This is a genomic window from Hyphomonas sp. (genome assembly GCF_018402285.1).
Classification (GTDB): domain Bacteria; phylum Pseudomonadota; class Alphaproteobacteria; order Caulobacterales; family Hyphomonadaceae; genus Hyphomonas.
Map to the genome: position 1 here is coordinate 395,814 of NZ_JAGYJH010000003.1, position 26,244 is coordinate 422,057.

Genomic DNA, 26,244 nt, shown 5'->3' on the forward strand with positions numbered 1-26,244 from the left:
AATTGCAATTGCTTGCGCCCGCAAAGACGGGTGCCTCCGCTAAGGCTGCGGCACTGTGCCCTAGGGAAAGGCTTGCCTTGATGCGGCGCAGTTGGGAACATGCCTCTGTCCCTGCGCTCTGGAGTTCCCTATGCCGGTCATGAATTTTCTCACCCAATGCGTTTTCGATGCAGGCGCGTTGAAGCAGCTTTCTAAACTTGCCAAGGCACGAGGCATTACGCGTCCTTTCATCGTGACGGATGCCGGCATCAAGGCGTCCGGTATCCTTGCAAAGGTTGAGGACGCGCTCGGGGTTGCGCCGGCAGGCGTTTTTGCCGAGACGGTTCCCAATCCAACAGAGACACAAACCAGGCTTGCGACATCGCTTTACAAAGAGTCGGGCGCAGACGGCATTATCGCTGTCGGCGGAGGCTCTTCGATGGACCATGCGAAGGCCATTGGCCTCATGGCGAGCCATTCCGAACCGCTCGAAACCTATGCTGCAATTGTTGGGGGCGCCAAGCTGGTCGGCAAGATACCGCCGCTGATTGCCATTCCGACCACTGCGGGTACCGGCTCGGAAGTGTCAGTGGGCATGGTGATCATCATGGAAAATGGCAGGAAGGAGACCTTCGCGTCCCCAAATCTCATTCCACTTGTCGCGCTGTGCGATCCCGATCTGACGCTTGGCCTGCCACCGGGACTGACGGCTGCGACCGGCATGGATGCATTGACCCATTGCATCGAAGCGGTCCTCACCCCTGCCATAAACCCGCCCGCAGAGGGCATCGGGTATGACGGCGCGCATCGCGCGTTCGGGATGGGCATGCTCAAGCGGGCCGTTAAGGACGGGTCTGATGAAGAAGCGCGCTGGCACATGATGATGGCGAGCTATGAAGGCGCGCTTGCCTTTGTGAAGGGGCTCGGCGGAGTACACGCACTCAGCCATGCTGCCGGCCGGCTTCAGGACAAGAAGCTGCACCACGGGACACTGAACGCCGTGTTCCTTCCGCACATCCTTCGGTTTCACAATGGCGCCGCAGATGAGAAATACGTCCGCTTGCGGCAGGCAATGGGCCTGAAGCCTGGCGCCGATCTTGCTGACGCAATCCAGGATTTGAACGATGCCATCGGGATTCCAAGGAACCTCAGCGCGATGGGGCTTAGCGGATCAGACGGCCCGGGGATCGTCGAGTACGCGCTCAATGATCTCGCGCATGCTGGAAACCCCCGCCCGATGAGCGCAGATGATTACGCCAGGGTTTATGAAACCGCACTGAACTGAGTGGCGACATGCCGCGCCGGTTTGCCGCCATACTGAAGATGGCTGCCCTCCATCATGGCGGAGAGGCGGCGGCGCTGGAAAAATCCCGGAACACGCATCGGGCTCAGGACCTTGAGCGTGTTCCGGGTGACCGGCTTCTATCCGTGATGACGCGGTGCGTGTTCAATGCCGGGTTCAACTGGAAGGTCGTCGAGGCGAAGTGGGACGGGTTCGAGGCGGCGTTCGAAGGGTTTGATCCGGCGAGGCTCACATTCCTGGGCGATGAGATAATGGATCGTCTGATTACGGATGAGCGCATCGTCCGAAACGGGCAAAAGATCCGGGCAACACTCGAAAATGCGCGGTTCGTTGCCGAACTTGAAAGCAAGGAAGGCGAGTTTGGACGATTCCTTGCCAGTTGGCCAGGCGAAGACCAGACAGGCCTTCTGAATGTTCTGAACAAACGCGGCTCACGCCTCGGCGGCGCAACGGGTCAGTATTTCCTGCGCTTTGCGGGATGGGATGCCTGGATCGCGTCGTCCCATGTCTGCGCAGCTTTGGTGCGGGAGGGTGTTCTTGAAAAACCTGAAGCTACGGGAAAACGGGACCTGCAAAAGCTTCAGGATGCCATCAACGAGTACCACGACAACAGCGGCTTACCCCGTGCACAGATAAGCCGCCTTCTCGCAATGAGTGTCGGGTAACCGAGATTACTCGGCTTTCAGGGCGGGCAGGCCCAACGCCGCTTCGACATCAGCCCAGTTCACAATCTTGAAGTTCTGGTCCTGTCCGGAGCGGGGATTGCCATCATCCTGTACAATCAGGACACCTCTTGGAAATCCGGGCAGGACGCCGGAGAAAACATCGAGGCCATCCGTATGGGTGACTTCATCGATGCCGAGTGGTTCGTTGGCAGCGATCGAGAAACTGCCGCGGGGGGCGTGGGGTGCCTGGCGATCGTATACAACAAAACGATCCTCCGATTGGGCGGACGCAACGACCCAGCCTTGCCCCTCTGCGCCTTTCCAGATCGAAACGCCTTCTACGTCCGCGACCAGTCCGGTGGGTCCGCCGACAGTATCGACAAGGGCTGGAACCGGCGCATTTTCCTGGTAAGCGACTGTCCAGAGGCCTCGGTTTTCCTCGCCGACGAACATTATACTGTTTGTTTCATCAAACACGCACCCTTCAAGTTGAGCTTTCCAGTTTGATGGTTTTCAGGAGTTCGCCGGAAATGCCGGAATGCTCTACGGTCAGATCCCAGATCTGCAGCGTTCCATTCTTGTAGGTGACGCCCGCGAGGTCGCGGCCATCCTCGCGTGCCTGACAGATGCCGTAAGGCTCGACTGTACCTGTTGGAACATCTCCGCCATGACTGACCAGGCCTGATACGCGATCAATCAGAAATACAGAAATCGCGTTGACCTGATCATTGCTTGCAACGGCGACATCAAATGGACGATCCGCCAACTGACGAACATCTATGTTGTTGATGAGGCCGATCGGGAGGTTTTGAACTTCCGATCCGTCCAGCGCAAAGACGACAAGTCCGACTTGTTTGTTGGTGCCCAGAACAAGGGTCTTGCCAGGGTCTGACGGATGAAGCCAGAGCGCAGGATCGTCGGCTGCATCTCCCTGAGCGCCTGCAGGGGCGGTTTCCACGCTCGCCATGACAAATTTCTGGCCGTCAATCACCGGAGGCGGCGCGGACACGCACGCGGCAGCAGATAAGGCAAAGGTAGATACGAATGCGTTCCGGAAGAAGGGCACGGGGAAGCTCCTGTAAATCCGGGAGGTTTGAGCAATAGATCCCACTTTGTCTCTTCTGCATGACAAAATCGCGACGGCCCAGTGCTCAGGAAACTGTCGTATCCCAATAAGCGGCCCATCTTGCCGTAAGCGCTCCAGGCTTCTCGGCCGTCAGCAGGCCGGAAAAGCGCTGCGCTTTCATAAGCAACCGTTTCTGATGGCGCAGGGCCGACCGGCGGGCCAGTTTAAGCACATCCTTGTCGATAAGATCTGCCGGAGTTGCCTCCAGGGCCTCCAACAAAAGGCCGCAATCGCGCCAGTCACCCAGGCTTTCGGAAAGCCGGCTTGCCATCCTGGCATGAGCATCCAGGGCATCCGGGCAAATTCGGTTGAGCAAAAGGGTCTGGTGCCAATGGGTCTTGGCACTCTTGCGCCAGTTATGAGTTGCCTCTTCTTCGCCGGTTTCGATGGCTGCAGCGAAATCCCCGCGCAGCCGCTTGTAACTCCGCTTCAGCCCTGGCCTGATGGCGTCAAACCCCTCTGCTGAAATTCTCCAGTGCGCGGCTCTTTTTGCTGCCGACCGCATATCGCGCCCGAACGCTTTGAGAAGTTTGGTGTGTGCCTTCGCATCTGCGGTGTTGGCAAAGTCCGGTTTGAGGACACCTTCAATGGCGAGGAAAGCTTCTGCCGGAAGTTTCAATCGCGTCAGACTGTCAAGGATCGCGCCTGAGTCTCGCGCCTCGGAGAGGCTTCGTGCAGCGTCCCGGAGAAGGTTGTTCTCTGCAGCGGCGCCTTCAAAGACGGGTGTAATCAGGCGCAACAGCGAGCGGAGTCGCTTCGCCGACTTGCGGACCTCGTGGACCTGTCTGGGAACTGGAAGATCGGCTTGAGCCAGGATTGACGCGATGCGTCCGAATTCCTCTGCAGCGATCCGCCGGATGTCAGCCTCAACCGTTTCGTTGCCCGGCTTAAGTCTGTACGTCATGTCGTCGAACCCGCTCCTCTTTCATATCCGGCGGCGCAAACTCCCACATCTGTTGCCAAGCCGCCAATCCGATCGCTTTAAGGGCGAGTGCGCAGCTACAGGAAACTGGCGAAATAGGTACATGTCTTCGCCGCGAATCCGGCGATAAGAGGCAATGATCGAAAGTTTCCAGGCCCTCTTCAACGGCATCGCCCTTATCACCTGCGCCATGGCGATCGGAGCCTCCTGGGTCGCATCCATCGCGTCTCCAAATTGCAGCTTCGACAAGCTGACGGGCGCAAGAGCCGATTCCCATGTCAGGGAGCTTCTTTACCGTACAGCTTCACCAATTGCCGGCTTGATGCTGGTTTCCGGCGCGCTCTTCCTCTTGGCGACCAGCTGGGTGTCTGGCACGATTGCCCTGATTTCTGCTTTCGGCTTCTTTTCAACCCGTCTGATGCTTGCGCCAAAGGAAGGGAAGAACCCTCAAGGCGTGCGCACTCGCCGAAAGGAGCAGCGGGGCAGCTCTGTCATGCTGTCGCTCATGTTCACTATGGCCGCCGTAGCCGCTGCAGTACTGGGATTGTTTGGCCTCTAGGCCATAACGAGCCAGAGACAGCCCATTTCGTGAAGCTTTCGGAAGCTCTCAGACGATCTCTGGGCGGCCGATCGGGCAAGCCGGCCGGCAGTTTTCCGGTTCGCAGCAAGCATCATAACGCAGATTACCAGCCCAAGACCGGCCATCCACCAACCCACGACAAGCGCTGTGATGACCCCAGTCAGGCAGGCTAGGTATGCCATTGCATCCAGAACCCTAAGGCGGATGTGTAACCAGCGCCCGAAAGGTTTGAGTAGTTCCGGATTACGGTGAAGCGTTTCTGCATCGATTGCAAAGCGCGTCCCCGGCGTATTCTCGAATACGAGGGCGCGCGTCATACGCCCGGCATCATGTGGATTTGGCTGGCAGCTGAGAAACATTGGCCTGGCTCCTAGAAGAACTCACCTGATTGGCGAATAGTTACCTGCCGGATGTTAACCCGGTGCGGGTCCGGGCACGGAAGTTTCAGGGTTTTTCAAGACTTTCAGTTAACCGTGAGCTTTCCCCAACGGCATATTCCGGCTGGCGAAAACAATTGCCGGAGCGTTTTTTGAGGCGTACGCTGCACTGCAGCAAAAAGGGTATGAAAAGAAGATGCTCTATTCCCTTGTCGAATTGAACCGGGTTGCGATGGCGCCGATGCGGCTCGCCGCGCGCGCTGGTTTGGCGGCGCTGAATTCACCTTTCAATCCGATGGGTCAAACCAGCTACGGCAAGTCGCTTGCCGCGATGGCTGATGTGTTCGAGAGCGCAACGCGCTACTATGGCAAGCCGGAATGGCGCATAAATTCGGTTCGGATCAACAGTATTGATGTCCCAGTAGAGCCACAGGTTGCCTGGCGGTCGCCGTGGTGCGGACTTGTTCACTTCAAGAAGGACGCAGACCGGTTGGCACAAGCGCGCCGCAAAGGCGCGGCCCCTCTGCCGCGTATGTTGATCGTAGCGCCGCTGTCTGGACATTACGCGACGCTCCTGCGAGGCACCGTCGAGGGCTTTCTCGAAACCCATGACGTCTACATAACTGACTGGACGGATGCGCGCATGGCGCCGGTGTGGCTCGGCCGGTTCGACCTCGACGACTATATCGACCACATTCGCAAGATTCTGACCCGTCTCGGGGGCGGGGCGCATGTTCTTGCAGTCTGCCAGCCCGGGCCGCCCGTACTGGCGGCCATTTCCATGATGGCGGAAGATCAGGACCCGGCGCTTCCCGCGACAATGACCTTCATGGGTTCACCTATCGATGCCCGCCGATCGCCGACCATCCCGAACAAGCTTGCTGAAGAGCGGCCGTTTGAATGGTTCGAGCAGAACATGATTTACACCGTGCCCGGCCCTTATCCGGGTATGCTGCGGCGTGTTTATCCCGGTTTTGTGCAGCTTTCATCATTCATGAATATGAACTGGGAGCGCCATGTTGATGCGCACTGGAAGTTCTTTAATCATCTGGTCGGCGGGGACGGCGACAATGCGGGCCGCCACCGGGAGTTTTATGATGAGTACCTTTCCGTACTTGATCTGACGGAAGAATTTTACCTGCAGACGATCCAGCGCGTCTTCCAGGAGCACCATCTTTCCCGCGGCATCTACAGCTATCGCGGCGAGCGGTTGGTAAAGCCAGGCGCTATCCGGAATGTGGCGTTGATGACAGTTGAGGGTGAGAAGGACGACATTTCCGGGATCGGCCAGACACAGGCTGCCCATGATATCTGTACAAACATTCCGGAAGATATGCGTACGGATTACATTCAGCCGGGTGTCGGCCATTATGGCGTGTTCAACGGCTCACGCTTTGAGACAGAGATTGCGCCCCGCGTTACGCAGTTCACGCGCCGGTTTACCAGCCGGGACAAGGAAGAGGCGGCGCTTTCCGGAGAGAGGGTGTCCTAGTGGCCTTGCTCCGGGATGTGGAACATCAGTTCCGGGGTTAGGCAGCTGGCGAGAGGTTCGCCCGGCGCTGTTCGGGTCAGCCCTTCGGGCTTCCTGAGGTAGTCGCGCATTGCTTCGCTCGCGGCCCTGTCGAAGCTTTCTATCGCAGCAGGCTGCGCCGTTTCGCGCAGGATTTTTGCGCTCCGGCAGGTGCGTTGCTCAAGGATTGTCAGCGCTGCTGTTTCACGCCCTGTTCGCAAGGCCCGCAGTGAAGCGCGCATCTGGTCCGGCCGAAGCACCGCTGCAGCCGGCATCCCCGGCCCATCAGGAACGGCCAGCCATAAGGCATTGACAGTGGCGCCGCCGTCTTGCTGAAGAAAGCGGACTGCCACAATCACCCCGCCCCGGGATTTCCGGATGTCAAAGTTCGCCCGGCCCTCCGCTGCCAGCTTCTCCATCCATGCTCCAACGGCAAGATTGCGGACTTCTATGGCTTCGCGAGGATCACCCGCTGCCATCAAAGCGACGGATTGATCAAGACGCTGCACAGGTGAGAGCCAGGCGCCGCGCGATACGGCGCCTTCGAAATGACCCACCGCTTCAGATGGGCGGCCTGCATCCATTGCGCCGCGCGCGGCAATCAGGTGGGCCTCTCGGGTTTCAAATCGCTCCGGGCAGTGAGAAATGAAAGTTTCGGCAGTTCGCTGCATGTAGGCGGGGGTGGCTTCTTCAGCGGGTTGCGCCACGGCTGTCTGGAAGCGGGCAACCTCTCCGAGGCCGCAACCCTGATCTGCCATCGCGGTCATCGGCGCGATCAGCGCGGCAAGAACAAGTCTCGTCATCCTGAGGAGTGTCATCCGGTTCACCATACAAGCCGACGTCCACACCGGAGCGGCTGTTTAGGTTGAAACGGTGCAAGCCCTGTGCCGGTTCCCTCAGTCTGGTGGGTGAATGCCGGACGGATCTTTCAGGACATGAATATGCTCGTGCTCGTGCTCGTGCTCACCTGCGGCGCCATGAATATGGCCATGGATCGGCAAGAGCAGCAGCAGAAAGGCAATCAGGACACCGGCACCAAGGGCGGCGAGACCGCGAAGGGGTGGTTCCTCTTTCAGGGGCTGCATCAACGGGCCCGTGGCGACGTAGATCAGAAGCCCCGCCGACAAGGCGTAGAGAGCCGCTACAACGCCTGGTCCAAGGCCTGTCAGGAAAACGCCGCTCACCAGCGCGCCCAACGGCGTCGTGGCGCCGGCCGCGAGGAAGGCCCAGATCAAGGCTTCCCGGACCCGGAAACCGTGCCGGGAAAGTATGGCAAAAGCGATCACGCCTTCGGCAAACTCATGCATGATCAGCGAGGTCGATGCGTAGACGCCAGCTTCAAAGCTTGCTGCGAAGGTGACGGAATAAATGACCCCGTCCAGGAAAGAATGAAGACCCACCGCCAATAACGGTGTCAGCGCCAGGGCCCGGCCACCCGATTTTTCGGGAAAAGCAATGTTGATCCCTGATGTCAGCATCAGTCCGCCGAGGAAGCCGCAAAGCATGAAGAACGGCGCGCGGGCATTCATCTGGAGTGCTTCGGGCGCAATATGCAGCAGTGTCAGCGAGATCAGCATTCCGCCTGCCGCCAGCGAAAACAGACCGGACTGACGCGCGGTCCATTCGCTGCGTACCGCTACTGCGATCAAGCCGAACGACGTCACAAGGGCTGCAAGAAGCCCGAACAGGATCGGCGCCTGAAGAGAAAGGGGCATTCGGGGCCAGTGTCCGGTTTGCTGCGCCTGGATCGGGGCAGGGGGTGGTTTGAGGGCTGCACGACGTGCGCGCAGGCACCTTGCGAAATGTGTTATAATGTTTCACTCTGCGGCTTGCCAGAGATTTTTACGGTCACCTCAGTTGTTGCGCTTAATGCACGGACCAGTTGCCAAATATCAGGAGACCCATCGTGACTGATTTTCTTCGCTCCTCCCGCTTTCTGCTTGCCGGTGCAATGCTAGGCATTGTTGCCTCCTGCGGCCCGGGCGCTTCGGCGCCGGCAAGTGATGCAGGGGTTGAGCCTCAAGAAGTGGTTCCTTCTGCTGCAGCGGATGGAAGCGCTCCGGCAGATCAGGCCGACGGGGGATCAGAAAGTGAAGTACATGCGCATGAAGACGGTGAAGGGCATGAGCATGATTATGACGAAGTGCACGAACATGCGGGCGGCACAGCGCATGTTCACGGCATCGCTGACCTGGCTTTTGTCGTCGAGAACGGCAGGCTGACGGCAGAGATGATCTCACCCCTGGCCAATTTTGGCCTCTCAGAAGCCGATGGCGTGTTCACTCAGGACGTCATCTCAGCGCTGCCCTCCCTTATCGAACTTTCCGGGGGAAACTGTTCGGCTGAAGCACCGGTCGGCGAAGTTGATACCTCAAGTGGTCACACTGATGGGCAGGTTGAGTTTTCTTGGGTTTGCGAGAACCCGAACGCCGTGACGGCCGCCCGTTTTACCGGATTTGGGACCTTCCCGGGATTTGAAACAATCAACGCTGTCTTTGTTGGGGATACAGTCCAGAAAGCCGCAGAGCTGACGCCTTCCTCTCCGGAACTTTCCCTGAAATAAGAATGCTATGGCTGATCATGTGATCGATATCGAAGGGCTGCGCTTTGCCTGGAAGAGCGGCCCGCAAGTGCTCGACATTGAAACTTTCCGTGTCGGGGCTGGAGAGCGGGTGTTCCTGCGGGGTCCGTCGGGATCTGGCAAGTCGACCCTTCTTGGCCTGATCGCAGGCGTGCTTGAGCCGCAAGCTGGACGCATCTCCGTCATGGGGCAGGATATGGGCGCGCTTGCTGCCGCAAAGCGGGACCGGCTACGGGCGGACCGGATGGGCGTCATCTTCCAGATGTTCAATCTGGTCCCCTATCTTTCCGTGACCGGGAACGTCCTCTTGCCGCTCCGTTTCTCCCCTGCACGGCGGAAGGCGGCTGGTACTGATCCGCAGGCGGAGGCTCGCCGGTTGCTCGCCCGCCTTGGCCTGCAGGATGAAAGCCTGCTGGATCGGCGTGTTTCGGACCTTTCCGTCGGACAGCAGCAGCGCGTTGCCGCCGCCCGGGCCCTCATCGGCAGCCCCAGCCTGGTGATTGCGGACGAACCAACCTCCGCTCTTGACGCAGATGCGCGCGACCGGTTCATCAATCTCCTTTCCGAAGAAGTTGAACGCTCCGGAGCCAGCCTCCTTTTCGTCAGCCATGACGCGTCTCTCGCCGGCCTATTCACCCGCGCGGTCGATCTCATGGCTATGAACAAGGCCGGAGCGCCGGCATGACCGCCTTGTTTTCACTCGCCTGGGCGAGCCTGCTTAACCGGAAAGGCTCTGTAATTCTGACCATCGTGGCTGTTGCCCTGTCGGTGGCGCTTTTCCTGGGCGTGGAAAAGGCAAGGAGCGGCGCACGCGAAGGCTTTGAGAATACGATTTCCGGTACAGACCTTATCGTTGGCGCGCCAACAGGCACCGTCAATCTGCTGCTCTATTCCGTCTTCCGCATGGGCTCGGCAACGGCGGAAGTATCCTGGCCGACTTATCGTCAGATTCTGGAACGCCCGGATGTGGCCTGGGCGGTCCCGATTGCCTTGGGTGACAGCCATCGCGGCTTCCGGGTCATGGGCACAACGGTGGATTATTTCGATCATTACAAATACGGCGGCGGGCAGCCGCTCGCGCTTTCCGAGGGCTTGGTTTTCGATGATCTGTTCGATGCCGTCATTGGCGCCGATGTCGCACGGGATCTTGGCTATGCGCTGGATTCTCAGCTTGTGCTGACCCACGGCCTTGGCGCGGCAGATCTCGGCTCGGGCCATGAGAACCGCCCTTTCCGTGTATCGGGTATCCTGAAACCGACCGGCACGCCCGTGGATCGCACGGTGCATGTGTCGCTGGAGGCGATCACCGCAATTCATGTCGGCTGGGAGACGGGTGCCAAGAACCCCCTTGCCGATTCCATTCCGACCGAGGTGATCCGGTCATTCGATCTGACGCCGAAAACGGTGACTGCCATATTCGTTGGTCTGGAACGCAAGGGAACAATCCTGACGACGCGCCGGCAGATCAACACCAATCGGGGCGAACCGCTCATGGCGATCATTCCCGGTGAGGCGCTGCGCGAGCTTTGGGGCGTTACTTCGATTGCCGAGCGCGCGCTATTGGCGGTTTCCGGCTTCGTGATTGCGGTCGGTCTTGTTTCAATTCTGACATCGATACTGACGAGCCTGAATGAGCGGCGGCGGGAAATGTCCATCCTGCGGGCAACCGGCGCGCGGCCCGGTCATATCTTTTCCCTGCTTGTCCTGGAGTCCGGCCTGATCGGTTTCATGGGCGCGGTCATCGGGATTGTCATCGTTCATGGTCTGTTTGCGCTGGTCGCTCCGGCGCTTCAGGCGCGTTACGGCGTGGCATTCGGTGGGGGAGGGCCGGGTCTGCTGGACCTCTACGTGCTGGGTGCTGTGACACTGGCATCGCTGTTGATCGGGGCTGTTCCGGCACTCGCGGCCATGCGTCGCTCGCTGGCGGATGGCCTGAGCGTCCGAATGTAACAGCATTGTGCTCTGGAACTGGGCGCACGCCCGTTTTAAACAGAGTGCATGAAAACGACATCTCTCCCGGGTTTTGCCCTCGCAAGTTTCGCTTTTGCTTTGGCCGCTGCCTGTGGCGGCGCCTCTACATCCGGTACGGCTGAGGCCGCTCCGGCCAAGCCGGCAAAGGAGGCAGCCGCTGAAACCAAGGCAGATGGCCCCAAAGTTGGTGACAAGATTGGACAGAGCGCGGCGGAGCGCGCTGCGGCCCGCGCCGAAGCGGCCAAGAAGCGCGCAGAAGACCAAGCCCGCAAGGACGCAGAACTGGCTGCGCGCGGGGTTGAGCGGATCGGTTGGGAAGACCTGATGCCTGAAGGCGAGGAAGAACGCCTAGCCCAGATGTATCAGGCCCAGATGGCAATGCTCTATTCCGGCGCAGGCGTGGCTGAAGGTTCTGCGGCAGACATGGCTGTCCAGATTGGCACCTTCAACACGGTGAAGGAGCTCAACGGCAAGAAGATCCGGATACCCGGTTATACCGTACCTTTCGAATATGGCGCAGACGCCCAGATCAAGGAATTCCTGCTGGTGCCTTACTTCGGCGCCTGTATCCACGCGCCGCCGCCGCCGCCCAACCAGACTGTGTTCGTCATGTCTGACAAGCCGATCAAGATGCAGGACCTTGCCCAGGCTGTCTGGATCGAAGGCACGATCCACACACAGACACAGGAGAGCGAGCTGGCTGACGCTGCCTACACGATCACCCTGACGGGAATCGAAGAATACACCTACTGAGGCAGGACAACCTGAAGCTGGACGCCGTTCAGGTCATCGCCTGGGATTTCGATGGCGTCCTGAACCGCAATATCCAGGATGGCGTCTTTGCCTGGTCCCGCCAGTTCGAACAGGATATTGGCCTCTCGCTGAAATCGTTCTCCAGCTATCTCTTTGGCGGACGTTTCCAGAAAGCCATGGTTGGGCAGGCATGCCTTGTGGAGCTCGTTACACACTGGGCCGAGGCGAATGACGCTGCAGGCCGTGTAAGCGAAATCCTCGACTACTGGTTTACGCGGGATGCGCTTCCGGATGAGAGAACTCTGGCATACTTTGAGCCTTTGAAGGCGCGGGGCCTGCGTCATTTGATGGCGACGAACAATGAAGCCCATCGCGGGGCCTTCATTGAGGACGCGATGAGTTTCTCAGATCGGGTGGAGCGTATCTTCGCCGCGGGCCGGATTGGCATTGCAAAACCGGATACGGCCTACTTCGCCCACATCGAGGCACAGCTTGATGTCGCGCCAGAGGCCCTGCTTCTTGTTGATGATCTGGAAGAAAACGTGCTGTCCGCCAGGAGCCGGGGTTGGCAGGCCTTTCACTTCCAGAAAGGCGCTCACGACCTGCTGGAGCAGGCTCTGGGCCTTCAAGAGTAGTCCCTTGATCCAATGAGAGCGATAAAAGCAAGAAGGGCGGCCCGACAGGCCGCCCTTCCGCACTCTACGCGGTACTCTACTGTCCACAAAGTAGCAGCGGACTGCTTAATACTTTGCGAACCTAATGCCGCAGGCGGATCCTACTGGCTTTTGGCCAGAAGGTTGCGGATTTCTTCCAGAAGCACTTCCTGGCGCGGCGGGGCCGGCGGCGGAGCAGCTTCTTCCTTCTTTTTGAGTGTGTTCATGCCCTTGATCACAAAGAACAGGGCGAGCGCCATGATGATGAAAGAGATCACGGCATTGATGAACTTGCCATAGGCAATCACCGGGGCGCCGGCTTCGGTCGCTGCCACGAGTGATACATATTCCGTCCCGTTCAACGAGATGAATAGGTCTGCAAAGTCGACCCCACCCATGAGCATGCCCAGCGGCGGCATCATGATGTCGTTGACCAGGGATGTTACGATTGTACCGAAAGCGCCGCCGAGGATGAAGCCGACCGCAAGATCGACAAGGTTTCCCTTAAGCGCGAATTCTTTGAATTCTTTAAGCATTATTGCCCCTTCCTGTTGGCGAGACGCCTTCAGATGTCCGATTATAGTTCGCTTTGTTTGATCACCGCGTCAAGCTGCAGCATGGGTCGCGTGAAGCGTTGAGAGACTTATCTAGCCTCGGGATCGCTTCCGCCATTTACGCGCGCGCGCAATTCCTTGCCTGCCTTGAAGAAGGGGACTGCCTTGGCGGGAACCTTGACGGGTTCACCTGTCCGCGGATTGCGCCCTTTGCGGGCGTCGCGCTTGCGAACAGAAAAGGCTCCGAAGCCGCGCAACTCCACCCGGTCTCCCCGGGCTAGGGCATCGCCGATCTCGCCAAGGATGACGTTAATGACCTTTTCAACGTCTTCGTGACGAAGGTGCGCGTTCTCAGCCGCGAGTTTCTCTATGAGTTGGGACTTCAGCATCGCATTGATAATAAACGCATTTGCGGCGAGAGCGCTAGGCCCTCGCCGCAAACATTTCGGGAAATTTAGGTTGCCGGCCAGCTTTTAGGCTGCCCGGCCCCAATTCATGTGACCATCAGGCCAGGGAATCAGCCTGTTCTTTCCAGCCATCGCGCTCGAAACGGCCCTGGATAGCCAGTTCCTCTTCGAGGTCAGCGATCTGCTCATCGGAGAGCGCAGCGACCTGCCAGAAATGGTAGACGCCTGCTTCATTGAGCTTTTTCTCGAACGCCGGGCCGAGACCCTTCAGCTTCTTGAGGTCGTCTGCATCGCCCTGCGGCGCTGCCAGGCGGCCACGGTCGTCGAGAGAGCCTGCATCGGCATCAGCTTTTGGCTTGCCTTTCGACGAAGCCAGGGCTGCGCCCAAGATGTCGCCCAGAGAGGCGCCGGCGTCTGCCGAACCGTACTGTGCCACGGCTTCGGCTTCTTCGGCGATCTCCAGAGCCTTGATCGAAAGCGAAACGCGGCGTGTTGCGCGGTCCACCGTGATGATCTTGGCGTCGACCTTGTCACCGACAGCAAAGCGCTCGGGGCGCTGGTCTGCCCGGTCACGCGAGAGGTCGGAGCGGCGGATGAAGGATTTCACAGCCGGGGTGCCGAATTCGACTTCGATACCGCCGGAGGTGATTTCCGTCACGGTGCAGGTCACGGTTGCGCCGCGCTTGAGGCCGCCACCGCCAGCGGACTCACCACCGCTGCTGCTGCTGACGGCCGATTCGATCGGATCACCCGAAAGCTGCTTGATGCCAAGCGAGATGCGCTCTTTGTCGACGTCGACATCGAGGACCTTCGCTTTGACACGGTCGCCCTTGGTGAAGGCTTCGATCGCCTGGTCGCCGGATTTGTCCCAGGCGATGTCGTTGATGTGCACCATGCCGTCGAGGTCCGGGCCGAGGCCGATGAAGAGTCCGAACTCGGTGATCCCGCGGACTTCGCCTTCGATTTCGGTACCGACAGGGTTTTCAGCGAGGAAGGCGCTCCATGGATTGTCCATGGTCTGCTTGAGGCCGAGCGATATGCGGCGCTTCTCGCTGTCGACGTCCAGCACTTCCACATCGACTTCCTGGGAGGTCGAGAGGATCTTGCCGGGATGGACGTTCTTCTTGGTCCAGCTCATTTCGGAGACGTGGATCAGGCCTTCGACACCATCTTCCAGCTCCACGAAGGCGCCGTAGTCGGTGATGTTGGTGACGGTGCCCTTGAGGCGGCCGCCGACCGGGTAGCGGGACGAGATATTGTCCCACGGATCGGTGCCGAGCTGCTTCATGCCGAGCGAGATACGCTGGGTTTCAGGGTTGATCTTGATGATCTGGACTTCGACTTCCTGGCCCACTTCAACCACCTGGGAGGGGTGGTTGATGCGCTTGTAGGACATGTCGGTGACGTGCAGCAGGCCATCAATGCCGCCGAGGTCAACGAACGCACCGTAATCGGTGATGTTCTTGACGATACCTTTGCGGACGTCGCCTTCAGCCATGTCGGAGACGATCTCGGCGCGCTGTTCGGCGCGGCTCTCTTCCAGGATCGCGCGGCGCGAGACAACGATGTTGCCGCGAACACGGTCGAGCTTGAGGACAGCGAACGGCTGGACTTCGCCCATGAGCGGACCGACATCGCGCACTGGGCGGATATCGACCTGGCTGCCGGGAAGGAAGGCGTTGACGCCGCCGAGGTCGACGGTGAAGCCACCTTTGACGCGGCCGGAGATGGCGCCCTTGACTGGCTCGCCTTTGGAGAAGCTGCGCTCCAGCTTGACCCAGCGCTCTTCGCGGCGGGCCTTGTCGCGCGACAAGACGGCTTCGCCGAGCGCGTTCTCGATCCGGTCGAGGTAAACGTCGATCAGGTCGCCGGGGGCGGGCTGCTTGTCTTCAAGCATGAATTCTTTGGTGGGGATGCGGCCTTCGGTTTTGAGGCCGATGTCAACGACGACAGCGTCGTTGTCGATGCGCAGGACAGTGGCCGGGATAACCTGGCCTTCCTGCATGGCAGAAGCGGCTGCCGACGTCTCGAACATCGAGGCGAAGTCGGCGGAGGAGGGGTTCATTTCGTTGGTCATGGGGTCTCCGGAGAGGGCCAAATGGTTCAGTGGCAGGCTGGCACCATTGCCCCCTGCGCACATCCGACCCGTCGCGTGGTCTTTCAATATCTGAAGCGGGCACCGTCTGTTTGGATTGAAGCGAACCCTTACGGGCGCCCCTCAGGCGGTCGTTCCCTTGGCGAGTGCGGCCTCTACGGCAGCCATCGCCCTTTCCACAGCCGCGTCTATAGTGAGATCAGTCGTATCGATCAAGATGGCATCATCCGCCATGGCGGCAGGGGCATCGGCGCGCCCCTGATCGCGGGCGTCCCGGATCTTCAACTGGTTGATCACCTGATCAAGGGTCACTGTCTCGCCGTTGCCAATGAGTTCCCTCCACCGGCGCTCGCCCCTCTGGCTTACGTCGGCGTCCACCCAGAGCTTCACGTCGGCATCCGGGGCAATGACAGTGCCGATGTCGCGCCCGTCCAGCAGGGCGCCGCCTTCACGTGTGGCAAAGGCCCGCTGTAGCTCAAACAGTGCCTGACGCACCGAAGGGATCGCCGCAACGACGCTGGCGGCTTTACCGGCCTCGGCCGATCTCAGCTCGTGCTCAATGAAATCGGTGAGGTCCAGCATCCGGGCAATGTCTGACAGCGGCCCGGCGTCGTCCAGCGGGACGTCCTGTTTCCGGGCCGCGACGGCGACGGCCCTGTAAAGCCGTCCTGTGTCCATATGGGGCAGGCCGTAATGCGCAGCCAGGCGCCGCGCGATGGTGCCCTTGCCGGAAGCTGTGGTGCCGTCGATTGCTATGATCATGAAGCCGGGGAGTGATCCACCCCCGGCTTCAAGTCAAGTATGGCTCAGGCCGTGGCCTCTTCCGCCACAAAGCCCTTCCAGGTCTTCATGTAATTGACGAAGATCGGCCCTAGCCCTTCGGCTACCAGATGGGCTTCGGGGACAGGCAGGGCGATGGGCTCGAAACAAGGGTTTGCCTCGATCTTTTTCGGAAAGTCGTGATGCAGGATCGCGCCGCGTCCGATCACCACATAATCGAGTCCGGCTTCCATGGCCCGCAGGCAGCTTTCGCCCGTGGTCAGTTTGCCTGCTGCGCCTAGGCGGCAATTGCCGCGTGGCAGGCCAGTGAACCAGTCAACCAGCGAACGGCCCTTGAAGCTCGGGTCTTCCGGTTCCTTGAACGTGTCCCACAGCGACATGTCGAGATAGTCGATCTCGCCCCCGGTCATGAGCTCGCTGGCAAGGCGCCGGATTTCGCCGATGTCCATGCCGAAACGCTCTGGCGAAAGGCGCACGCCGAGGGAGAAGTCTTTCCCGCATGTCGCCCGCACGCCCGCGATGATGTCGCGTAGCAGTTTCGTGCGGCCTTCATAGTCGCCGCCATACTCATCTTCGCGCTTGTTGATGTCGGCGCTGATGAACTGGCAAAGCAGGTAGCCGTGTGCGCCGTGCAGTTCGACGCCATGAAAACCAGCCTGTTCGCTGCGACGGGCGCCGGCGATGAAATCATCGGCAACCTGCTTGATTTCATCCAGCGTCATGGCCCGGGCGCCGGTTTCTGCGTCGGCCGAGGGGCAGAGCGGCGCGCGTCCGCCGATCAGCTCCTTGGGTGTGCGCATGCCGGCATGATGAAGCTGCACGACCGAATGGGTGTCGTTGGCGTTCAGCTCCTTGGCGAGGCGGAAGAGGCCGGGCAGGTGTTTGTCATCGAAGACGCCAAGCTGGCCGGGAAAGCCCTGGCCGTCTGCCTGCACATGCGCGGCGCAGGTCATCGTCAGGCCAAAGCCGCCCTCGGCGCGTTTCACCAGCCAGTGAAACTCGTCATCGCTGAGCGTGCCATCGGCACGGCTCTGCATGTTGGTGAGCGGGGCGAGCATGAACCGGTTCTTCATGGCCGGGCCGCGGGTGAAGGGCAGGGGATCAAACAGCGTTGTCATCCTGCGAGTGTGGCGCGGAAATCCGGTTCGTCAATTTTGCCCCTGCGGCAGGGTCAGCTTCGGATGTCCGCGCCCAGCGTTGCCATATGCCCCATGAACTCGGGATAGCTTGTGTCGATCATGCTCACGTCGTCGACGCTGACAGGCTTCTGCGCGGAGGTGCCCATGACCAGCGCGCTCATGGCGATGCGGTGGTCGTGGCGAGTTTCGACGAGTCCGCCGCCCGGCACCAGGCCGGCGCAGCCCTGCACAGTGAAGCCGTCCTCGGTCTCTTCGACCCCCACGCCGTTGACACGCAGCATGGCGACAACTGCGCCGATCCGGTCGCTTTCCTTGACGCGCAGCTCCTCGGCGCCCGTTACCTGGGTCTCACCGGTCGCAAACGCCGCCAGCACGGCGAGAATCGGGAACTCGTCGATCATCGAGGCGACAAGCCGCTCGGGCACGGCAATGCCCTTCAGCCCCGCATAGCCGGCATGCAGGTCGATCAGGCGCTCGCCGGCCGCTTCGCCGCGCTCTTCGGCGCCAAGACCGGCGCCCATCATGTCGGCCACATCATAGAAACCGGAACGGGTGGGGTTGGACATGACCCCTTCCACCGTCACGTCGCCCTGCGGCGAGAGAAGCCCCGCGGCAATTAGGAAGGCAGCGGAGGATGGGTCGCCCGGAATCTCTGCGTCGAGACCCTGCAGGCGCTGGCCGCCCTTCAGCGCGATCTCATGCGCGCCGCTCGGTTCCATCTTGAAGGACAAGGTGGCGCCGAAGCCTTGCAGCATGCGCTCGGTATGGTCGCGGGTGGCCTTTGCCTCAACCACGACCGTTTCGCCCTCGGCATTTAGACCGGCAAGCAAAACGGCAGATTTCACCTGCGCGCTTGCCTGGGGCGGGGCATAGCGGATTGCCTTGAGGGTTTTCGATCCGGTGAGCGTGAACGGCAGCTTGCCATCCTGCCCGGCAGTATCCTTCAGTCCCATCTGGCGCAGCGGGTTCAGAACCCGGTTCATCGGGCGCGAGCAGAGCGAAGCATCACCCGTCAGGGATGCAGTGAGGTCATGTCCGGCCATTACGCCCATCAACAGGCGTGAACCGGTGCCGGAATTTCCAAAGTCCAGCACGCCCTTGGGCGAAGCTAGGCCCTTGCTGCCAACACCGGTCACTTCCCAGGCCCCGTGGCCGGTGCGCGTGACCATCGCGCCCATTGCCTGCATGGCCTGGCCGGTGCGCAACACGTCGTCGCCTTCAAGCAGCCCGGTAAAGCGGCTTTCGCCATCAGCGAGGCCGCCAAAGATCAGGGCGCGGTGGCTGCAGGATTTGTCTCCGGGCGCGCGAATGGCGCCGGCGAGGCGTTTGACCGGGTGGCTGGTCCATACCATTGGGGAAGGTCTCGTCGGAAAGGCAGGTTGCAGATGACAATTGGGGCTTTGACAGCGCGGGGCGTTCATGGCAAGCGCGCCGCCAACTTCCAATCGGCTTTTTGCCCCAAGAGGAGCGCGCAAGCCCCATGTCCAAGGACAAGCTCGGAACCAAGCAGGTCTGTCCCTCCTGCGAGTCTCGGTTTTACGATCTGAACAAACGCCCGGCCGTCTGCCCGAAGTGTGGCAACGAGTTCGATCCTGAAGATGAAGTAATCCGCACGACCATCACCAAGGTGAAGGCGAAAGCGGCCCGAGCGGCTGTAAAGGCAGCTGACGAGGACGAAGAAGACAACGAGGAAGAGGAAGACGCCGTCATCCGGGATGACGACGAAGACGACGTCGTCGAAGCCGACGATGAAGTCGAGGAAGATGAAGAAGACGCCAAGGAACTTGGCGGCGAAGAAGACGATATCGTTCTGGAAGGTGCGGATGAAGACGAAGAAGAGGGCAAGGTGCCTTCCGGTTTCTCTGAAGACGGCGTCGACGAAGATGACGAGGACGATATCATCATCGCGGATGATGATGAGGACGAGTTCGAAATCGACGAAGACGAGGACGGCGACGACGACCTCGAAATCGCGGATGATGAAGAAGACGATCGGTGAAATAGGGACTTGAAAGCGGATCAGCGCTCGTTTAGTGCATCCGCTTCCCGGTCCGGGGCCATAGCTCAGTTGGGAGAGCGCTTGCATGGCATGCAAGAGGTCAGGGGTTCGACTCCCCTTGGCTCCACCAGGACCCTCTTTCCAGATACACTGAAAAGTGAACACAGAGGCCGTCCCGCAAGGGCGGCTTTTTGCTGACCAGACCCCCCCAAGGAGGTGCCATTTCCGGCCATTTCGGGACAATCCTGACCGTTTTGCGGTCAGGCTGGGCACATTTCGGGCAATCCGTGGCCGGGTAACGCCCGTTAAACCCTTGCCGCTATGATGCCGCATCATGGTGCTTGAACCGGCCACAATGCAGGCCCACCTTTCCTGCATGGCAAGGTGGCCAGCGAGCCCTCTGCCAGCTGCCCCAGGTGGGGCGCGGAAAGGAGTGGACTGATGACGACCGAAATCAAGACAGACCTGTTTGAGAAAGAAGCTCTCGTCTATATCCGCCACATGGATGTCGGCGAGGTAAGCGGGCTTCTTCCGCCTGATGCGCTTGCAGACGTCGATGACCCTGAAGACCTCTTCATGGTGTTCTCCGCTGACGGCCAGCGCCTCGCGATTGTGGAGGGGCGCGACGCGGCCTTTGCGGCCTGCCACGCCAACGATCTCCAGCCACTCAGCGTCCACTGAGGCAGGTTCAGGCCGGGCGCGGACAGGTCCGCCGCGCCCGCTCTTGCTTTTCCCCGGATTGAAGTTGACACTTGCGTCATAACAACCCCGGGGAGGGAAGACATGTCCACATATCTGTGCGCCCTGGGGGGCGCTGCGACCCTGCTGGCGCTTGGCGCCTGTTCTCCTTCCACGCCTGATCCTTCGGCAGCAGTCATTGAAGCACCCGCGCCGCTGTCTGCGGAAGGCGATTTCGGCGCGACCCTTCAGGCCGCGCTGATTGCGGCAAAGCCGGGTGAAACGATCCTCCTTCCCGAAGGCACGTTCCAGCTGACAGACGGACTGTCGCTGGATGTGCATGGGGTCACCCTGCGCGGGGCAGGGCAGGACAGGACGATCCTGGATTTCGCCAGTCAGGAAGGCGCTGGCGAGGGCCTGCTGGTGACGTCCGACGATGTGCTGCTCATGGACTTCGCCGTGCGCAACACCAAGGGTGACGGCATCAAGTCCAAAGGCGCTGACCAGATCATTTATCGCTATCTCACCGTCGAATGGACGGGCGGGCCAGACGAGGCCAACGGCGCTTACGGGGTCTATCCCGTCGAATCCAAAAACGTGCTGGTGGAGAATGTCACCGTGCGGGCGGCATCGGACGCCGGTATCTATGTCGGCCAGTCGGAGAACATCATCGTCCGCAATTCCGTTGTCGAATACAATGTGGCTGGCATCGAGATAGAGAATTCTATGAACGCTGATGTCTATGGCAACATTGCCCGCAACAATACCGGCGGCATCCTGGTGTTCGATCTGCCCGACCTGCCGGTTTCAGGGGGCAATTCCACCCGTATCTTCGACAATGAGATCATCGAGAACAACACGCGCAATTTCGCGCCTGCCGGAAACATCGTGGCGAGCGTTCCGTCGGGCACGGGTGTCATCGTGATGGCCAACCGGAACGTGCATGTGTTCGACAACAACTTTGATAACAACCGCTCGGCGCATGTGCTGGTCATGTCCTACTCCCTGCCGTTCACGGATGAGCGCTATAATCCGCTGCCGCGCGATCTTGTCTTGCGCGACAATACTTACGGCGCAGGCGGAAATGACCCACAGGGCGACCTTGCGCCCCTGGCTGCGGCGCTCGGCGGCCAGCTGCCCGCTATTGTCTGGGACGGGGTGGACCGCTGGGGTGAGGGCGAGGCCCAGCCTGTGAACCTGGCCGTTCAGGAGGCGCCAGAAGTGGGCTTCATCAGCTTTGGGCTCGGCCAGTATCCTATAGAACCAGCTGCCATGGCGCCCTCTACGGACCGCCCCGCCGGAACTCCGGCGGCAGAGCCTGCCGCGATTGTTCTGCCGCACGCGGACCGCTGAGGCAGTTCATTCATGAGTCGGCTAGCCCATCTCGCGGCGTGTCTTCTGCTTGCCGCGTGTTCGGCTGCAGGGAGGGACGTTCAGCGACCTGATCTGAAAGTGATCCTGGCGGAGACGCCACCGCCGGTTCTATCGGACTACGGATTGTTTGCAGATGTCGCAAGCGCTGTGCCGGCTGAAGGCGTTATGCCTTATGATCTGATCAACCCGCTGTTCACCGACCACGCGGCCAAGCACCGGCTGATCTTTGTGCCTGAGGGAAAAGCGGCGCAATTTGACGACACAGATGTTTTTAGCTTTCCGGTCGGGTCGGTCCTTGTAAAGACGTTTGCGTTTGCGCCGGACATGCGCTCGCCTGATGAAGGCGCCTGGCGCGCAGAGACGCGCCTGCTGATCCACAAGGCAGACGGCTGGGCGGCCTATCCCTATGTCTGGAACGAGGATCAGACCGACGCGGTCTACGCGCCGGCGGGCCAGCGCCTGGCGATCGAAACGGTCAGCCCCTCGGGCGAGCCCCTGAAGCTTCGCTACAGCGTGCCTAATCAGAACCAGTGTAAGACCTGCCATCAGGCCGGCGATGACATTGCCCCCATCGGTCCCAAGGCCCGCCATCTGGCGCATGAAGGCCAGCTCACGCGCTGGGTGAGCGCGGGCACTCTGGAAGGCGTGCCGGACAGCGTGGAGGCGGAGCCCTATGCGTTTGACCCGTCAAAGCCGCTGGGCGCCCGGGCTCGGGCCTGGCTCGATGTAAACTGCGCGCATTGTCACAAGGCGGACGGATCTGCGTCCAATTCTGGTCTCTGGTTGTCGGCGACCGAAGAGAGCGGCGCGCGGATCGGCCTGCTCAAGCACCCGGTCGCTGCCGGGCGGGGCTCTGGCGGACTTGCGCAGGTGATCGTGCCGGGAGACCCCGATGCCTCGATCCTTCTCTACCGCATGGCTTCGACCGAGCCCGGCGTAGCCATGCCGGAGCTGGGTCGCAGCGTGAATGATCCTGAAAGCCTCGCCTTGATCCGGGAGTGGATTGGCGCGATGGAGACACCTTAAAGAGGCAGAGTTGCTGGTATCTTGCTATGGCCTACTTCTGGTGACGCGCGCTTTTGTGCTCAGGAGAATGCGCCCCATGAAAGTTGCCGCCCTGTTTGTCGCTGCGTGCGCCACTTCACCGGAAACGGCCCCTGTGCTTGCCCGGGCACAGCAGGCAGACATGGGGGTGAGCCTTGAACCTTCTGACCTGAACGGCACCTGGGACGTGACGCTGTTCTGGTCCCCTACCTAACCGCCCAGCGCGACTGTCATGGTCCTCAATGTCGACGAGGCAGGCGTACTTTCAGGCTCTTTCTGAGACTCCGAATTTCTTCAAGCTCAGTGTTCTTTGCGCGGAGAGACATTGGCTTTCGGATCTGTGACAACTGATGGATCGGAACCCTACAGCCATTCGGGGCGCTTGATTGAAGGCAAAATCGAAGGCCAGACCTTGTCCAAGGGCCGTGACTTCCTCATGGTCTGGGTCGCCGCCCGGCGCCAAGGCCCCGCGCCGGGCTGAGAGGATCTGAAATGACGCCCAGTATACTGGTCGACGGCGATGCCTGTCCGGTGAAGGACGAGATCTATATGGTGGCGCTGCGCCACCAGTTGCCGGTGATTATTGTCTCCAACTCCTATTTTCGGATACCCGAACACAAGCTGATCTCCCGAAAGATTGTCAGCGATGGGTTTGACGCCGCCGACGACTGGATCGCGGAGCAGGCAAGCGCGTCTTCGATCGTGGTGACAGCGGATATTCCGCTGGCCGACCGGTGCCTGAAGGCCGGGGCGCGGGTGCTGGGTCCTTCGGGCAAGCCGTTTACGGATGACTCTATCGGCACCGCGCTGGCAACCCGGTCGATCATGGCAGACCGCCGCGTGGGCGTTGCCGGGATCGGGGCGGGCGGGCCAGCCCCGTTCAGCAAGGCCGACCGGTCGCGGTTTCTCTCGGCCCTGGATGCGGCCATCACGGCGGTCAGGCGGGCGCCGGGCTAGGCGACTTTGACTTGCGCTTAACCCGCGCCGTGCTAAGGGCCGGATGATGAACCAGATCACCCTCCATAAGGGCGACCTTCCTGAAGGTCTCGACCTTGGCCCCGTGGTGGCCGTTGACACCGAGGCGATGGGCCTCAATGCCATGCGCGACAATCTCACGCTCGTGCAGGTTTCCTCCGGCGACGGCACGGCCCATCTCGTCCAGCTTACCCGTGACTATGACTGCCCCAATCTCAAGGCGCTGCTGACCGACCCCAAAGTGCTAAAAATCTTCCACTTCGCCCGGTTTGACGTGGTGATGATGAAGCGCTGGATGGAGATCACCTGCGCGCCGATCTGGTGTACCAAGATCGCCTCGCGCCTGGCGCGCACCTATACCGACCGGCATGGCCTGAAGGATGTGGCGCGCGAAGTGGCCGGCGTGGACATGTCCAAAGCCCAGCAGAGCTCTGACTGGGGCCAGGACAAGCTGACGGACGCCCAGATCCAGTATGCCGCCAGCGATGTGCTTTACCTGCACCAGATCAAGGCAGGTCTTGAGGCCATGCTGGAACGGGAAGGACGTCTTGAACTCGCCCAGGCCTGCTTCAGCTTCCTGCCAGTCCGGGCCGATCTCGATCTGGCCGGATGGCCGGACGAGGATATTTTTGCTCACAGCTGAGCAAGGCGCCTGCGGGAACCTGCCTTCTCGTGCTTTCGCCGCAGGCACATCACGGTTAAGACTGGTGTCGTTTCGCCGATCTGCCGGATTTTACCGCCTCCATGGAAGCTGCCCGCCACAATGACCCGATCTCGCTCTGGGCGCCCCGCCGGCAGTTAACGCTGGCGCAGGCGCGGCGCCGGTCGCAGCGCGTGCGGTATTTGAGGATACTGTTTGTGGGCGCGGCCGCTGTCGCGATCGGGCTGTTCCTGGGATATATCCTGCGCAGCGCCATCACCCAGGAAACCCGCGCCCAGCCGGTCGACGACAGCCAGGCCGTGACGATGATCAATCCGCGCTTTACCGGGCGGGACGCGGCCGGCGAGATTTTCACGATTACTGCCGAGGCGGCCACGCGGCGCCGCGCGCGCGACGGGGCGGTTGACCTCATCGGGCCAATCCTGCGCGACGCCAATGGCACGGAAGTTCAGGCGCCTTCAGGCTTTTATGACCGCGATACCGGCGTTCTGGAGCTCTATGAAGACGTCCGCATTTCGGACGCAGCCGGTTACATGTTCAACTCGCAGGGCGCCCGGGTACATGTCGCCGAAGACCGGGTTGAGGGGCTATCGCCCCTGCAGGGCAGCGGTCCCCTTGGCGATATCAAGGCGGACTCCTATGAAATCCTTGATGGCGGTGACCGCATCGTCTTCAAAGGCAATGTGCAGACAGTGATCTATCCCAGCAAGCCCGAGGAATCGGCAGGAACGCGTGAAGGTGAAGAAGATGGCACTCCTTAAGGCAGCCGGCGCGGGTCTTTTTCTCGGCCTGATGATGGGCCTGCCCGCTCAGGCGCAGATTTCGTCGGATGGCGGGCCGATCTACATCAACTCCGAGCGGACCGAGAGCCTTGAGCGCGAGCGCAAGGTACTGCTGGTGGGCAATGTTGACATCCGCCAGGGGACAGCGCGCCTGCGGGCAGACACCGTAACGATCGTATTCAGCGGCCAGCCAGAAGGGCAGGCGGCCCCCGCTGCGCAGGGCGTTGCAGGCGGTTTCGGGCAAGTCCAGTCGATCCTCGCCGAAGGCAATGTCTACTATGTGACCCCGGAGCTGAAGGCGAAGGGCGATCGCGGCAACTATGAACTGGCGACCGACACGATCACTATGACCGGAAATGTCGCCCTGATGCGGGAGCGGGATGTTGCCGAGGGCCAGACGCTCCGGATGGAGGTCGGCAACCGGCGCACGACGCTGGAAGGCGGCGGCGGGCGGACCCGCATGGTCATCGATCCGGAAAACCAGTCTCAGTCGAATCCGTGAAATTTGAGGAAATCCTGAAGCCGATCTTAAGCATGGTGAGTTAGGGTAAATGAGGGCGGCAGTTCCGCTCCGCGTAAAGGAATTGACCAGATCATGAGCGAACCGGCCGAAGGCCTCGTCGTAAACAACCTCGCCAAAGCCTTTGGCAAGCGTCAGGTTGTGCGCGATGTATCGCTGTCCCTTGCGCGGGGAGAAGTTGTCGGCCTGCTTGGACCCAACGGGGCCGGCAAGACCACCTGTTTCTACATGATCATGGGGCTGATAGGGGCCGATTCCGGCTCGATTTCCATCGATGGTGAGGATGTGACCCGCCTGCCGATGTATCAGCGCGCCCGTCTGGGCGTGGGATATCTCCCGCAGGAAGCGTCGATCTTCCGGGGAATGACTGTAGAAGAGAATGTGCTGGCAGTTGCCGAACTGGTCGAGAAAGACCGGGCGGCGCGCATGGCACAGGTCGATGGCCTGCTCAGCGAGTTGCATGTCGAACATCTGCGCAACCAGCCTGCCACCTCCCTGTCGGGCGGTGAACGGCGGCGCGTGGAGATCGCCCGCGCGCTCGCATCGCGTCCAAGCTTTATGCTACTGGACGAACCGTTCACCGGCATCGACCCGCTCGCCATTTCCGACATTTCCGAACTTGTCCGCTATCTGAAGCAGCGTGGCCTGGGTGTTCTGATCACAGATCACCAGGTGCGCGAGACGCTGCAGATCGTGGACCGGGCCTATGTCATGTACGATGGCGAAGTCCTCTTCACCGGCACACCGGAAGATGTGCTGAAGAACGAGGATGTGCGCAGGGTCTATCTGGGTGAGCAGTTCGCCGCTTGATCTCAG

At 60.6% G+C, this 26,244-nt stretch carries 30 protein-coding genes and 1 tRNA gene; 20 read left to right on the forward strand and 11 right to left on the reverse strand.

The features are described 5' to 3' along the window. The first annotated feature begins 130 nt into the window (after window positions 1–130). On the forward strand, window positions 131–1,264 hold the full coding sequence (locus tag KG722_RS04460; protein ID WP_213269904.1) for an iron-containing alcohol dehydrogenase: 1,134 nt from the start codon (window positions 131–133) through the stop codon (window positions 1,262–1,264). Between the two features lie 8 nt (window positions 1,265–1,272). Then, on the forward strand, window positions 1,273–1,947 hold the full coding sequence (locus tag KG722_RS04465; protein WP_213269906.1) for a DNA-3-methyladenine glycosylase I: 675 nt from the start codon (window positions 1,273–1,275) through the stop codon (window positions 1,945–1,947). A gap of 6 nt (window positions 1,948–1,953) precedes the next feature. On the opposite strand, the gene KG722_RS14990 is transcribed toward KG722_RS04465, so the two are convergent. The 3 genes from KG722_RS14990 to KG722_RS04475 all read right to left on the reverse strand — a co-directional run bounded on the left by KG722_RS14990 (window position 1,954) and on the right by KG722_RS04475 (window position 3,977). After that, a complete protein-coding gene (locus KG722_RS14990; RefSeq protein WP_366910042.1) occupies window positions 1,954–2,424 on the reverse strand; it encodes a phytase in 471 nt (156 codons plus the stop codon). A 7-nt stretch (window positions 2,425–2,431) separates the two neighbouring features. Further along, entirely contained in the window at window positions 2,432–3,013 is a 582-nt protein-coding gene (locus KG722_RS14995; protein ID WP_366910043.1) for a phytase, read from the reverse strand. 85 nt (window positions 3,014–3,098) lie between these two features. Next, a complete protein-coding gene (locus KG722_RS04475) occupies window positions 3,099–3,977 on the reverse strand; it encodes a CHAD domain-containing protein (protein ID WP_213269908.1) in 879 nt (292 codons plus the stop codon). A 154-nt stretch (window positions 3,978–4,131) separates the two neighbouring features. On the opposite strand from KG722_RS04475, the gene KG722_RS04480 reads away from it, so the two are divergent. Further along, the gene (locus tag KG722_RS04480) at window positions 4,132–4,554 is read left to right on the forward strand and encodes a hypothetical protein (protein ID WP_213269911.1); all 423 of its coding nucleotides are present in this window, start codon (window positions 4,132–4,134) and stop codon (window positions 4,552–4,554) included. 594 nt (window positions 4,555–5,148) lie between these two features. Beyond that, window positions 5,149–6,444, forward strand: a complete 1,296-nt coding sequence (gene phaZ / locus KG722_RS04485; protein ID WP_213269914.1) for a polyhydroxyalkanoate depolymerase — start codon at window positions 5,149–5,151, stop codon at window positions 6,442–6,444. On the opposite strand, the gene KG722_RS04490 is transcribed toward phaZ, so the two are convergent. Then, the gene (locus KG722_RS04490) at window positions 6,441–7,265 is read right to left on the reverse strand and encodes a hypothetical protein (protein WP_213269917.1); all 825 of its coding nucleotides are present in this window, start codon (window positions 7,263–7,265) and stop codon (window positions 6,441–6,443) included. The two genes, phaZ and KG722_RS04490, sit on opposite strands and share 4 nt — an antisense overlap. Window positions 7,266–7,358: 93 nt before the next feature. Next, window positions 7,359–8,177 (reverse strand): ZIP family metal transporter, encoded by an 819-nt coding sequence (locus tag KG722_RS04495; protein WP_213269920.1) that lies wholly within the window; start codon window positions 8,175–8,177, stop codon window positions 7,359–7,361. Between the two features lie 191 nt (window positions 8,178–8,368). Here KG722_RS04495 and KG722_RS15390 point away from each other — a divergent pair, with 191 nt between their 5' ends. From KG722_RS15390 to KG722_RS15395, 5 genes are all read left to right on the forward strand, one after another. Further along, the gene (locus KG722_RS15390) at window positions 8,369–9,025 is read left to right on the forward strand and encodes a DUF2796 domain-containing protein (RefSeq protein WP_213269923.1); all 657 of its coding nucleotides are present in this window, start codon (window positions 8,369–8,371) and stop codon (window positions 9,023–9,025) included. A gap of 7 nt (window positions 9,026–9,032) precedes the next feature. After that, window positions 9,033–9,728, forward strand: coding sequence for an ABC transporter ATP-binding protein (locus tag KG722_RS04505; RefSeq protein ID WP_213269935.1), 696 nt, complete (start codon window positions 9,033–9,035; stop codon window positions 9,726–9,728). Continuing rightward, a complete protein-coding gene (locus KG722_RS04510) occupies window positions 9,725–10,993 on the forward strand; it encodes an ABC transporter permease (protein ID WP_213269937.1) in 1,269 nt (422 codons plus the stop codon). The genes KG722_RS04505 and KG722_RS04510 overlap by 4 nt, the downstream gene beginning before the upstream one ends. Window positions 10,994–11,041: 48 nt before the next feature. Beyond that, window positions 11,042–11,767 (forward strand): DUF3299 domain-containing protein, encoded by a 726-nt coding sequence (locus KG722_RS04515; RefSeq protein ID WP_213269950.1) that lies wholly within the window; start codon window positions 11,042–11,044, stop codon window positions 11,765–11,767. A 71-nt stretch (window positions 11,768–11,838) separates the two neighbouring features. Then, the gene (locus tag KG722_RS15395) at window positions 11,839–12,402 is read left to right on the forward strand and encodes an HAD-IA family hydrolase (protein ID WP_366910218.1); all 564 of its coding nucleotides are present in this window, start codon (window positions 11,839–11,841) and stop codon (window positions 12,400–12,402) included. 140 nt (window positions 12,403–12,542) lie between these two features. On the opposite strand, the gene mscL is transcribed toward KG722_RS15395, so the two are convergent. From mscL to aroA, 6 genes are all read right to left on the reverse strand, one after another. Next, the gene (gene mscL / locus KG722_RS04530; RefSeq protein WP_213269958.1) at window positions 12,543–12,956 is read right to left on the reverse strand and encodes a large conductance mechanosensitive channel protein MscL; all 414 of its coding nucleotides are present in this window, start codon (window positions 12,954–12,956) and stop codon (window positions 12,543–12,545) included. Between the two features lie 107 nt (window positions 12,957–13,063). Next, entirely contained in the window at window positions 13,064–13,363 is a 300-nt protein-coding gene (locus KG722_RS04535) for an integration host factor subunit beta (protein ID WP_213269961.1), read from the reverse strand. Between the two features lie 115 nt (window positions 13,364–13,478). After that, a complete protein-coding gene (gene rpsA / locus KG722_RS04540; protein ID WP_213269963.1) occupies window positions 13,479–15,458 on the reverse strand; it encodes a 30S ribosomal protein S1 in 1,980 nt (659 codons plus the stop codon). A gap of 141 nt (window positions 15,459–15,599) precedes the next feature. Further along, window positions 15,600–16,238: a (d)CMP kinase gene (gene cmk, locus KG722_RS04545; protein WP_213269977.1), complete on the reverse strand. Its 639-nt coding sequence runs from the start codon at window positions 16,236–16,238 to the stop codon at window positions 15,600–15,602. Window positions 16,239–16,282: 44 nt separating this feature from the next. Next, a complete protein-coding gene (locus tag KG722_RS04550; protein ID WP_213269980.1) occupies window positions 16,283–17,374 on the reverse strand; it encodes an NADH:flavin oxidoreductase in 1,092 nt (363 codons plus the stop codon). A gap of 53 nt (window positions 17,375–17,427) precedes the next feature. Next, a complete protein-coding gene (gene aroA / locus KG722_RS04555) occupies window positions 17,428–18,747 on the reverse strand; it encodes a 3-phosphoshikimate 1-carboxyvinyltransferase (protein WP_213269983.1) in 1,320 nt (439 codons plus the stop codon). A 128-nt stretch (window positions 18,748–18,875) separates the two neighbouring features. Here aroA and KG722_RS04560 point away from each other — a divergent pair, with 128 nt between their 5' ends. The 11 genes from KG722_RS04560 to lptB all read left to right on the forward strand — a co-directional run bounded on the left by KG722_RS04560 (window position 18,876) and on the right by lptB (window position 26,238). Next, window positions 18,876–19,394, forward strand: a complete 519-nt coding sequence (locus KG722_RS04560) for a TIGR02300 family protein (protein WP_213269986.1) — start codon at window positions 18,876–18,878, stop codon at window positions 19,392–19,394. Window positions 19,395–19,448: 54 nt separating this feature from the next. Next, window positions 19,449–19,524 (forward strand) — tRNA-Ala (locus KG722_RS04565). A 311-nt stretch (window positions 19,525–19,835) separates the two neighbouring features. Next, window positions 19,836–20,075 (forward strand): DUF1150 family protein, encoded by a 240-nt coding sequence (locus tag KG722_RS04570; protein WP_213269989.1) that lies wholly within the window; start codon window positions 19,836–19,838, stop codon window positions 20,073–20,075. A 102-nt stretch (window positions 20,076–20,177) separates the two neighbouring features. After that, entirely contained in the window at window positions 20,178–21,425 is a 1,248-nt protein-coding gene (locus tag KG722_RS04575; RefSeq protein WP_213269992.1) for a parallel beta-helix domain-containing protein, read from the forward strand. A gap of 12 nt (window positions 21,426–21,437) precedes the next feature. Continuing rightward, the gene (locus KG722_RS04580) at window positions 21,438–22,472 is read left to right on the forward strand and encodes an SO2930 family diheme c-type cytochrome (RefSeq protein ID WP_213269994.1); all 1,035 of its coding nucleotides are present in this window, start codon (window positions 21,438–21,440) and stop codon (window positions 22,470–22,472) included. Window positions 22,473–22,548: 76 nt separating this feature from the next. After that, window positions 22,549–22,704 carry a hypothetical protein gene (locus tag KG722_RS04585; protein WP_213269996.1) on the forward strand — a complete coding sequence of 52 codons (156 nt, stop codon included), beginning with the start codon at window positions 22,549–22,551 and terminating at the stop codon, window positions 22,702–22,704. 278 nt (window positions 22,705–22,982) lie between these two features. Further along, the gene (locus tag KG722_RS04590) at window positions 22,983–23,447 is read left to right on the forward strand and encodes a YaiI/YqxD family protein (protein WP_213269999.1); all 465 of its coding nucleotides are present in this window, start codon (window positions 22,983–22,985) and stop codon (window positions 23,445–23,447) included. A 46-nt stretch (window positions 23,448–23,493) separates the two neighbouring features. After that, complete coding sequence (locus KG722_RS04595; RefSeq protein ID WP_213270002.1) at window positions 23,494–24,108, forward strand: ribonuclease H-like domain-containing protein; 615 nt, start codon at window positions 23,494–23,496, stop codon at window positions 24,106–24,108. Between the two features lie 101 nt (window positions 24,109–24,209). Beyond that, window positions 24,210–24,887 carry an LPS export ABC transporter periplasmic protein LptC gene (gene lptC, locus KG722_RS04600; RefSeq protein ID WP_213270004.1) on the forward strand — a complete coding sequence of 226 codons (678 nt, stop codon included), beginning with the start codon at window positions 24,210–24,212 and terminating at the stop codon, window positions 24,885–24,887. Further along, window positions 24,874–25,410: an LptA/OstA family protein gene (locus KG722_RS04605; RefSeq protein ID WP_213270007.1), complete on the forward strand. Its 537-nt coding sequence runs from the start codon at window positions 24,874–24,876 to the stop codon at window positions 25,408–25,410. Before lptC ends, KG722_RS04605 begins: the two co-directional genes overlap by 14 nt. Before the next feature lie 93 nt (window positions 25,411–25,503). Then, on the forward strand, window positions 25,504–26,238 hold the full coding sequence (gene lptB / locus KG722_RS04610; protein WP_213270009.1) for an LPS export ABC transporter ATP-binding protein: 735 nt from the start codon (window positions 25,504–25,506) through the stop codon (window positions 26,236–26,238). The last annotated feature ends 6 nt before the right edge of the window (window positions 26,239–26,244 follow it).

Coding starts and splice junctions, on each gene's coding strand:
- KG722_RS04460 (WP_213269904.1), top strand. CDS start 131: ATGCCGGTCATGAATTTTCTCACCCAATGCGTTTTCGATGCAGGCGCG.
- KG722_RS04465 (WP_213269906.1), top strand. CDS start 1,273: ATGCCGCGCCGGTTTGCCGCCATACTGAAGATGGCTGCCCTCCATCAT.
- KG722_RS04475 (WP_213269908.1), bottom strand. CDS start 3,977: ATGACGTACAGACTTAAGCCGGGCAACGAAACGGTTGAGGCTGACATC.
- KG722_RS04480 (WP_213269911.1), top strand. CDS start 4,132: ATGATCGAAAGTTTCCAGGCCCTCTTCAACGGCATCGCCCTTATCACC.
- phaZ (WP_213269914.1), top strand. CDS start 5,149: ATGCTCTATTCCCTTGTCGAATTGAACCGGGTTGCGATGGCGCCGATG.
- KG722_RS04490 (WP_213269917.1), bottom strand. CDS start 7,265: ATGACGAGACTTGTTCTTGCCGCGCTGATCGCGCCGATGACCGCGATG.
- KG722_RS04495 (WP_213269920.1), bottom strand. CDS start 8,177: ATGCCCCTTTCTCTTCAGGCGCCGATCCTGTTCGGGCTTCTTGCAGCC.
- KG722_RS04505 (WP_213269935.1), top strand. CDS start 9,033: ATGGCTGATCATGTGATCGATATCGAAGGGCTGCGCTTTGCCTGGAAG.
- KG722_RS04510 (WP_213269937.1), top strand. CDS start 9,725: ATGACCGCCTTGTTTTCACTCGCCTGGGCGAGCCTGCTTAACCGGAAA.
- KG722_RS04515 (WP_213269950.1), top strand. CDS start 11,042: ATGAAAACGACATCTCTCCCGGGTTTTGCCCTCGCAAGTTTCGCTTTT.
- mscL (WP_213269958.1), bottom strand. CDS start 12,956: ATGCTTAAAGAATTCAAAGAATTCGCGCTTAAGGGAAACCTTGTCGAT.
- KG722_RS04535 (WP_213269961.1), bottom strand. CDS start 13,363: ATGCTGAAGTCCCAACTCATAGAGAAACTCGCGGCTGAGAACGCGCAC.
- rpsA (WP_213269963.1), bottom strand. CDS start 15,458: ATGACCAACGAAATGAACCCCTCCTCCGCCGACTTCGCCTCGATGTTC.
- cmk (WP_213269977.1), bottom strand. CDS start 16,238: ATGATCATAGCAATCGACGGCACCACAGCTTCCGGCAAGGGCACCATC.
- KG722_RS04550 (WP_213269980.1), bottom strand. CDS start 17,374: ATGACAACGCTGTTTGATCCCCTGCCCTTCACCCGCGGCCCGGCCATG.
- aroA (WP_213269983.1), bottom strand. CDS start 18,747: ATGGTATGGACCAGCCACCCGGTCAAACGCCTCGCCGGCGCCATTCGC.
- KG722_RS04560 (WP_213269986.1), top strand. CDS start 18,876: ATGTCCAAGGACAAGCTCGGAACCAAGCAGGTCTGTCCCTCCTGCGAG.
- KG722_RS04570 (WP_213269989.1), top strand. CDS start 19,836: ATGACGACCGAAATCAAGACAGACCTGTTTGAGAAAGAAGCTCTCGTC.
- KG722_RS04575 (WP_213269992.1), top strand. CDS start 20,178: ATGTCCACATATCTGTGCGCCCTGGGGGGCGCTGCGACCCTGCTGGCG.
- KG722_RS04580 (WP_213269994.1), top strand. CDS start 21,438: ATGAGTCGGCTAGCCCATCTCGCGGCGTGTCTTCTGCTTGCCGCGTGT.
- KG722_RS04585 (WP_213269996.1), top strand. CDS start 22,549: ATGAAAGTTGCCGCCCTGTTTGTCGCTGCGTGCGCCACTTCACCGGAA.
- KG722_RS04590 (WP_213269999.1), top strand. CDS start 22,983: ATGACGCCCAGTATACTGGTCGACGGCGATGCCTGTCCGGTGAAGGAC.
- KG722_RS04595 (WP_213270002.1), top strand. CDS start 23,494: ATGAACCAGATCACCCTCCATAAGGGCGACCTTCCTGAAGGTCTCGAC.
- lptC (WP_213270004.1), top strand. CDS start 24,210: ATGGAAGCTGCCCGCCACAATGACCCGATCTCGCTCTGGGCGCCCCGC.
- KG722_RS04605 (WP_213270007.1), top strand. CDS start 24,874: ATGGCACTCCTTAAGGCAGCCGGCGCGGGTCTTTTTCTCGGCCTGATG.
- lptB (WP_213270009.1), top strand. CDS start 25,504: ATGAGCGAACCGGCCGAAGGCCTCGTCGTAAACAACCTCGCCAAAGCC.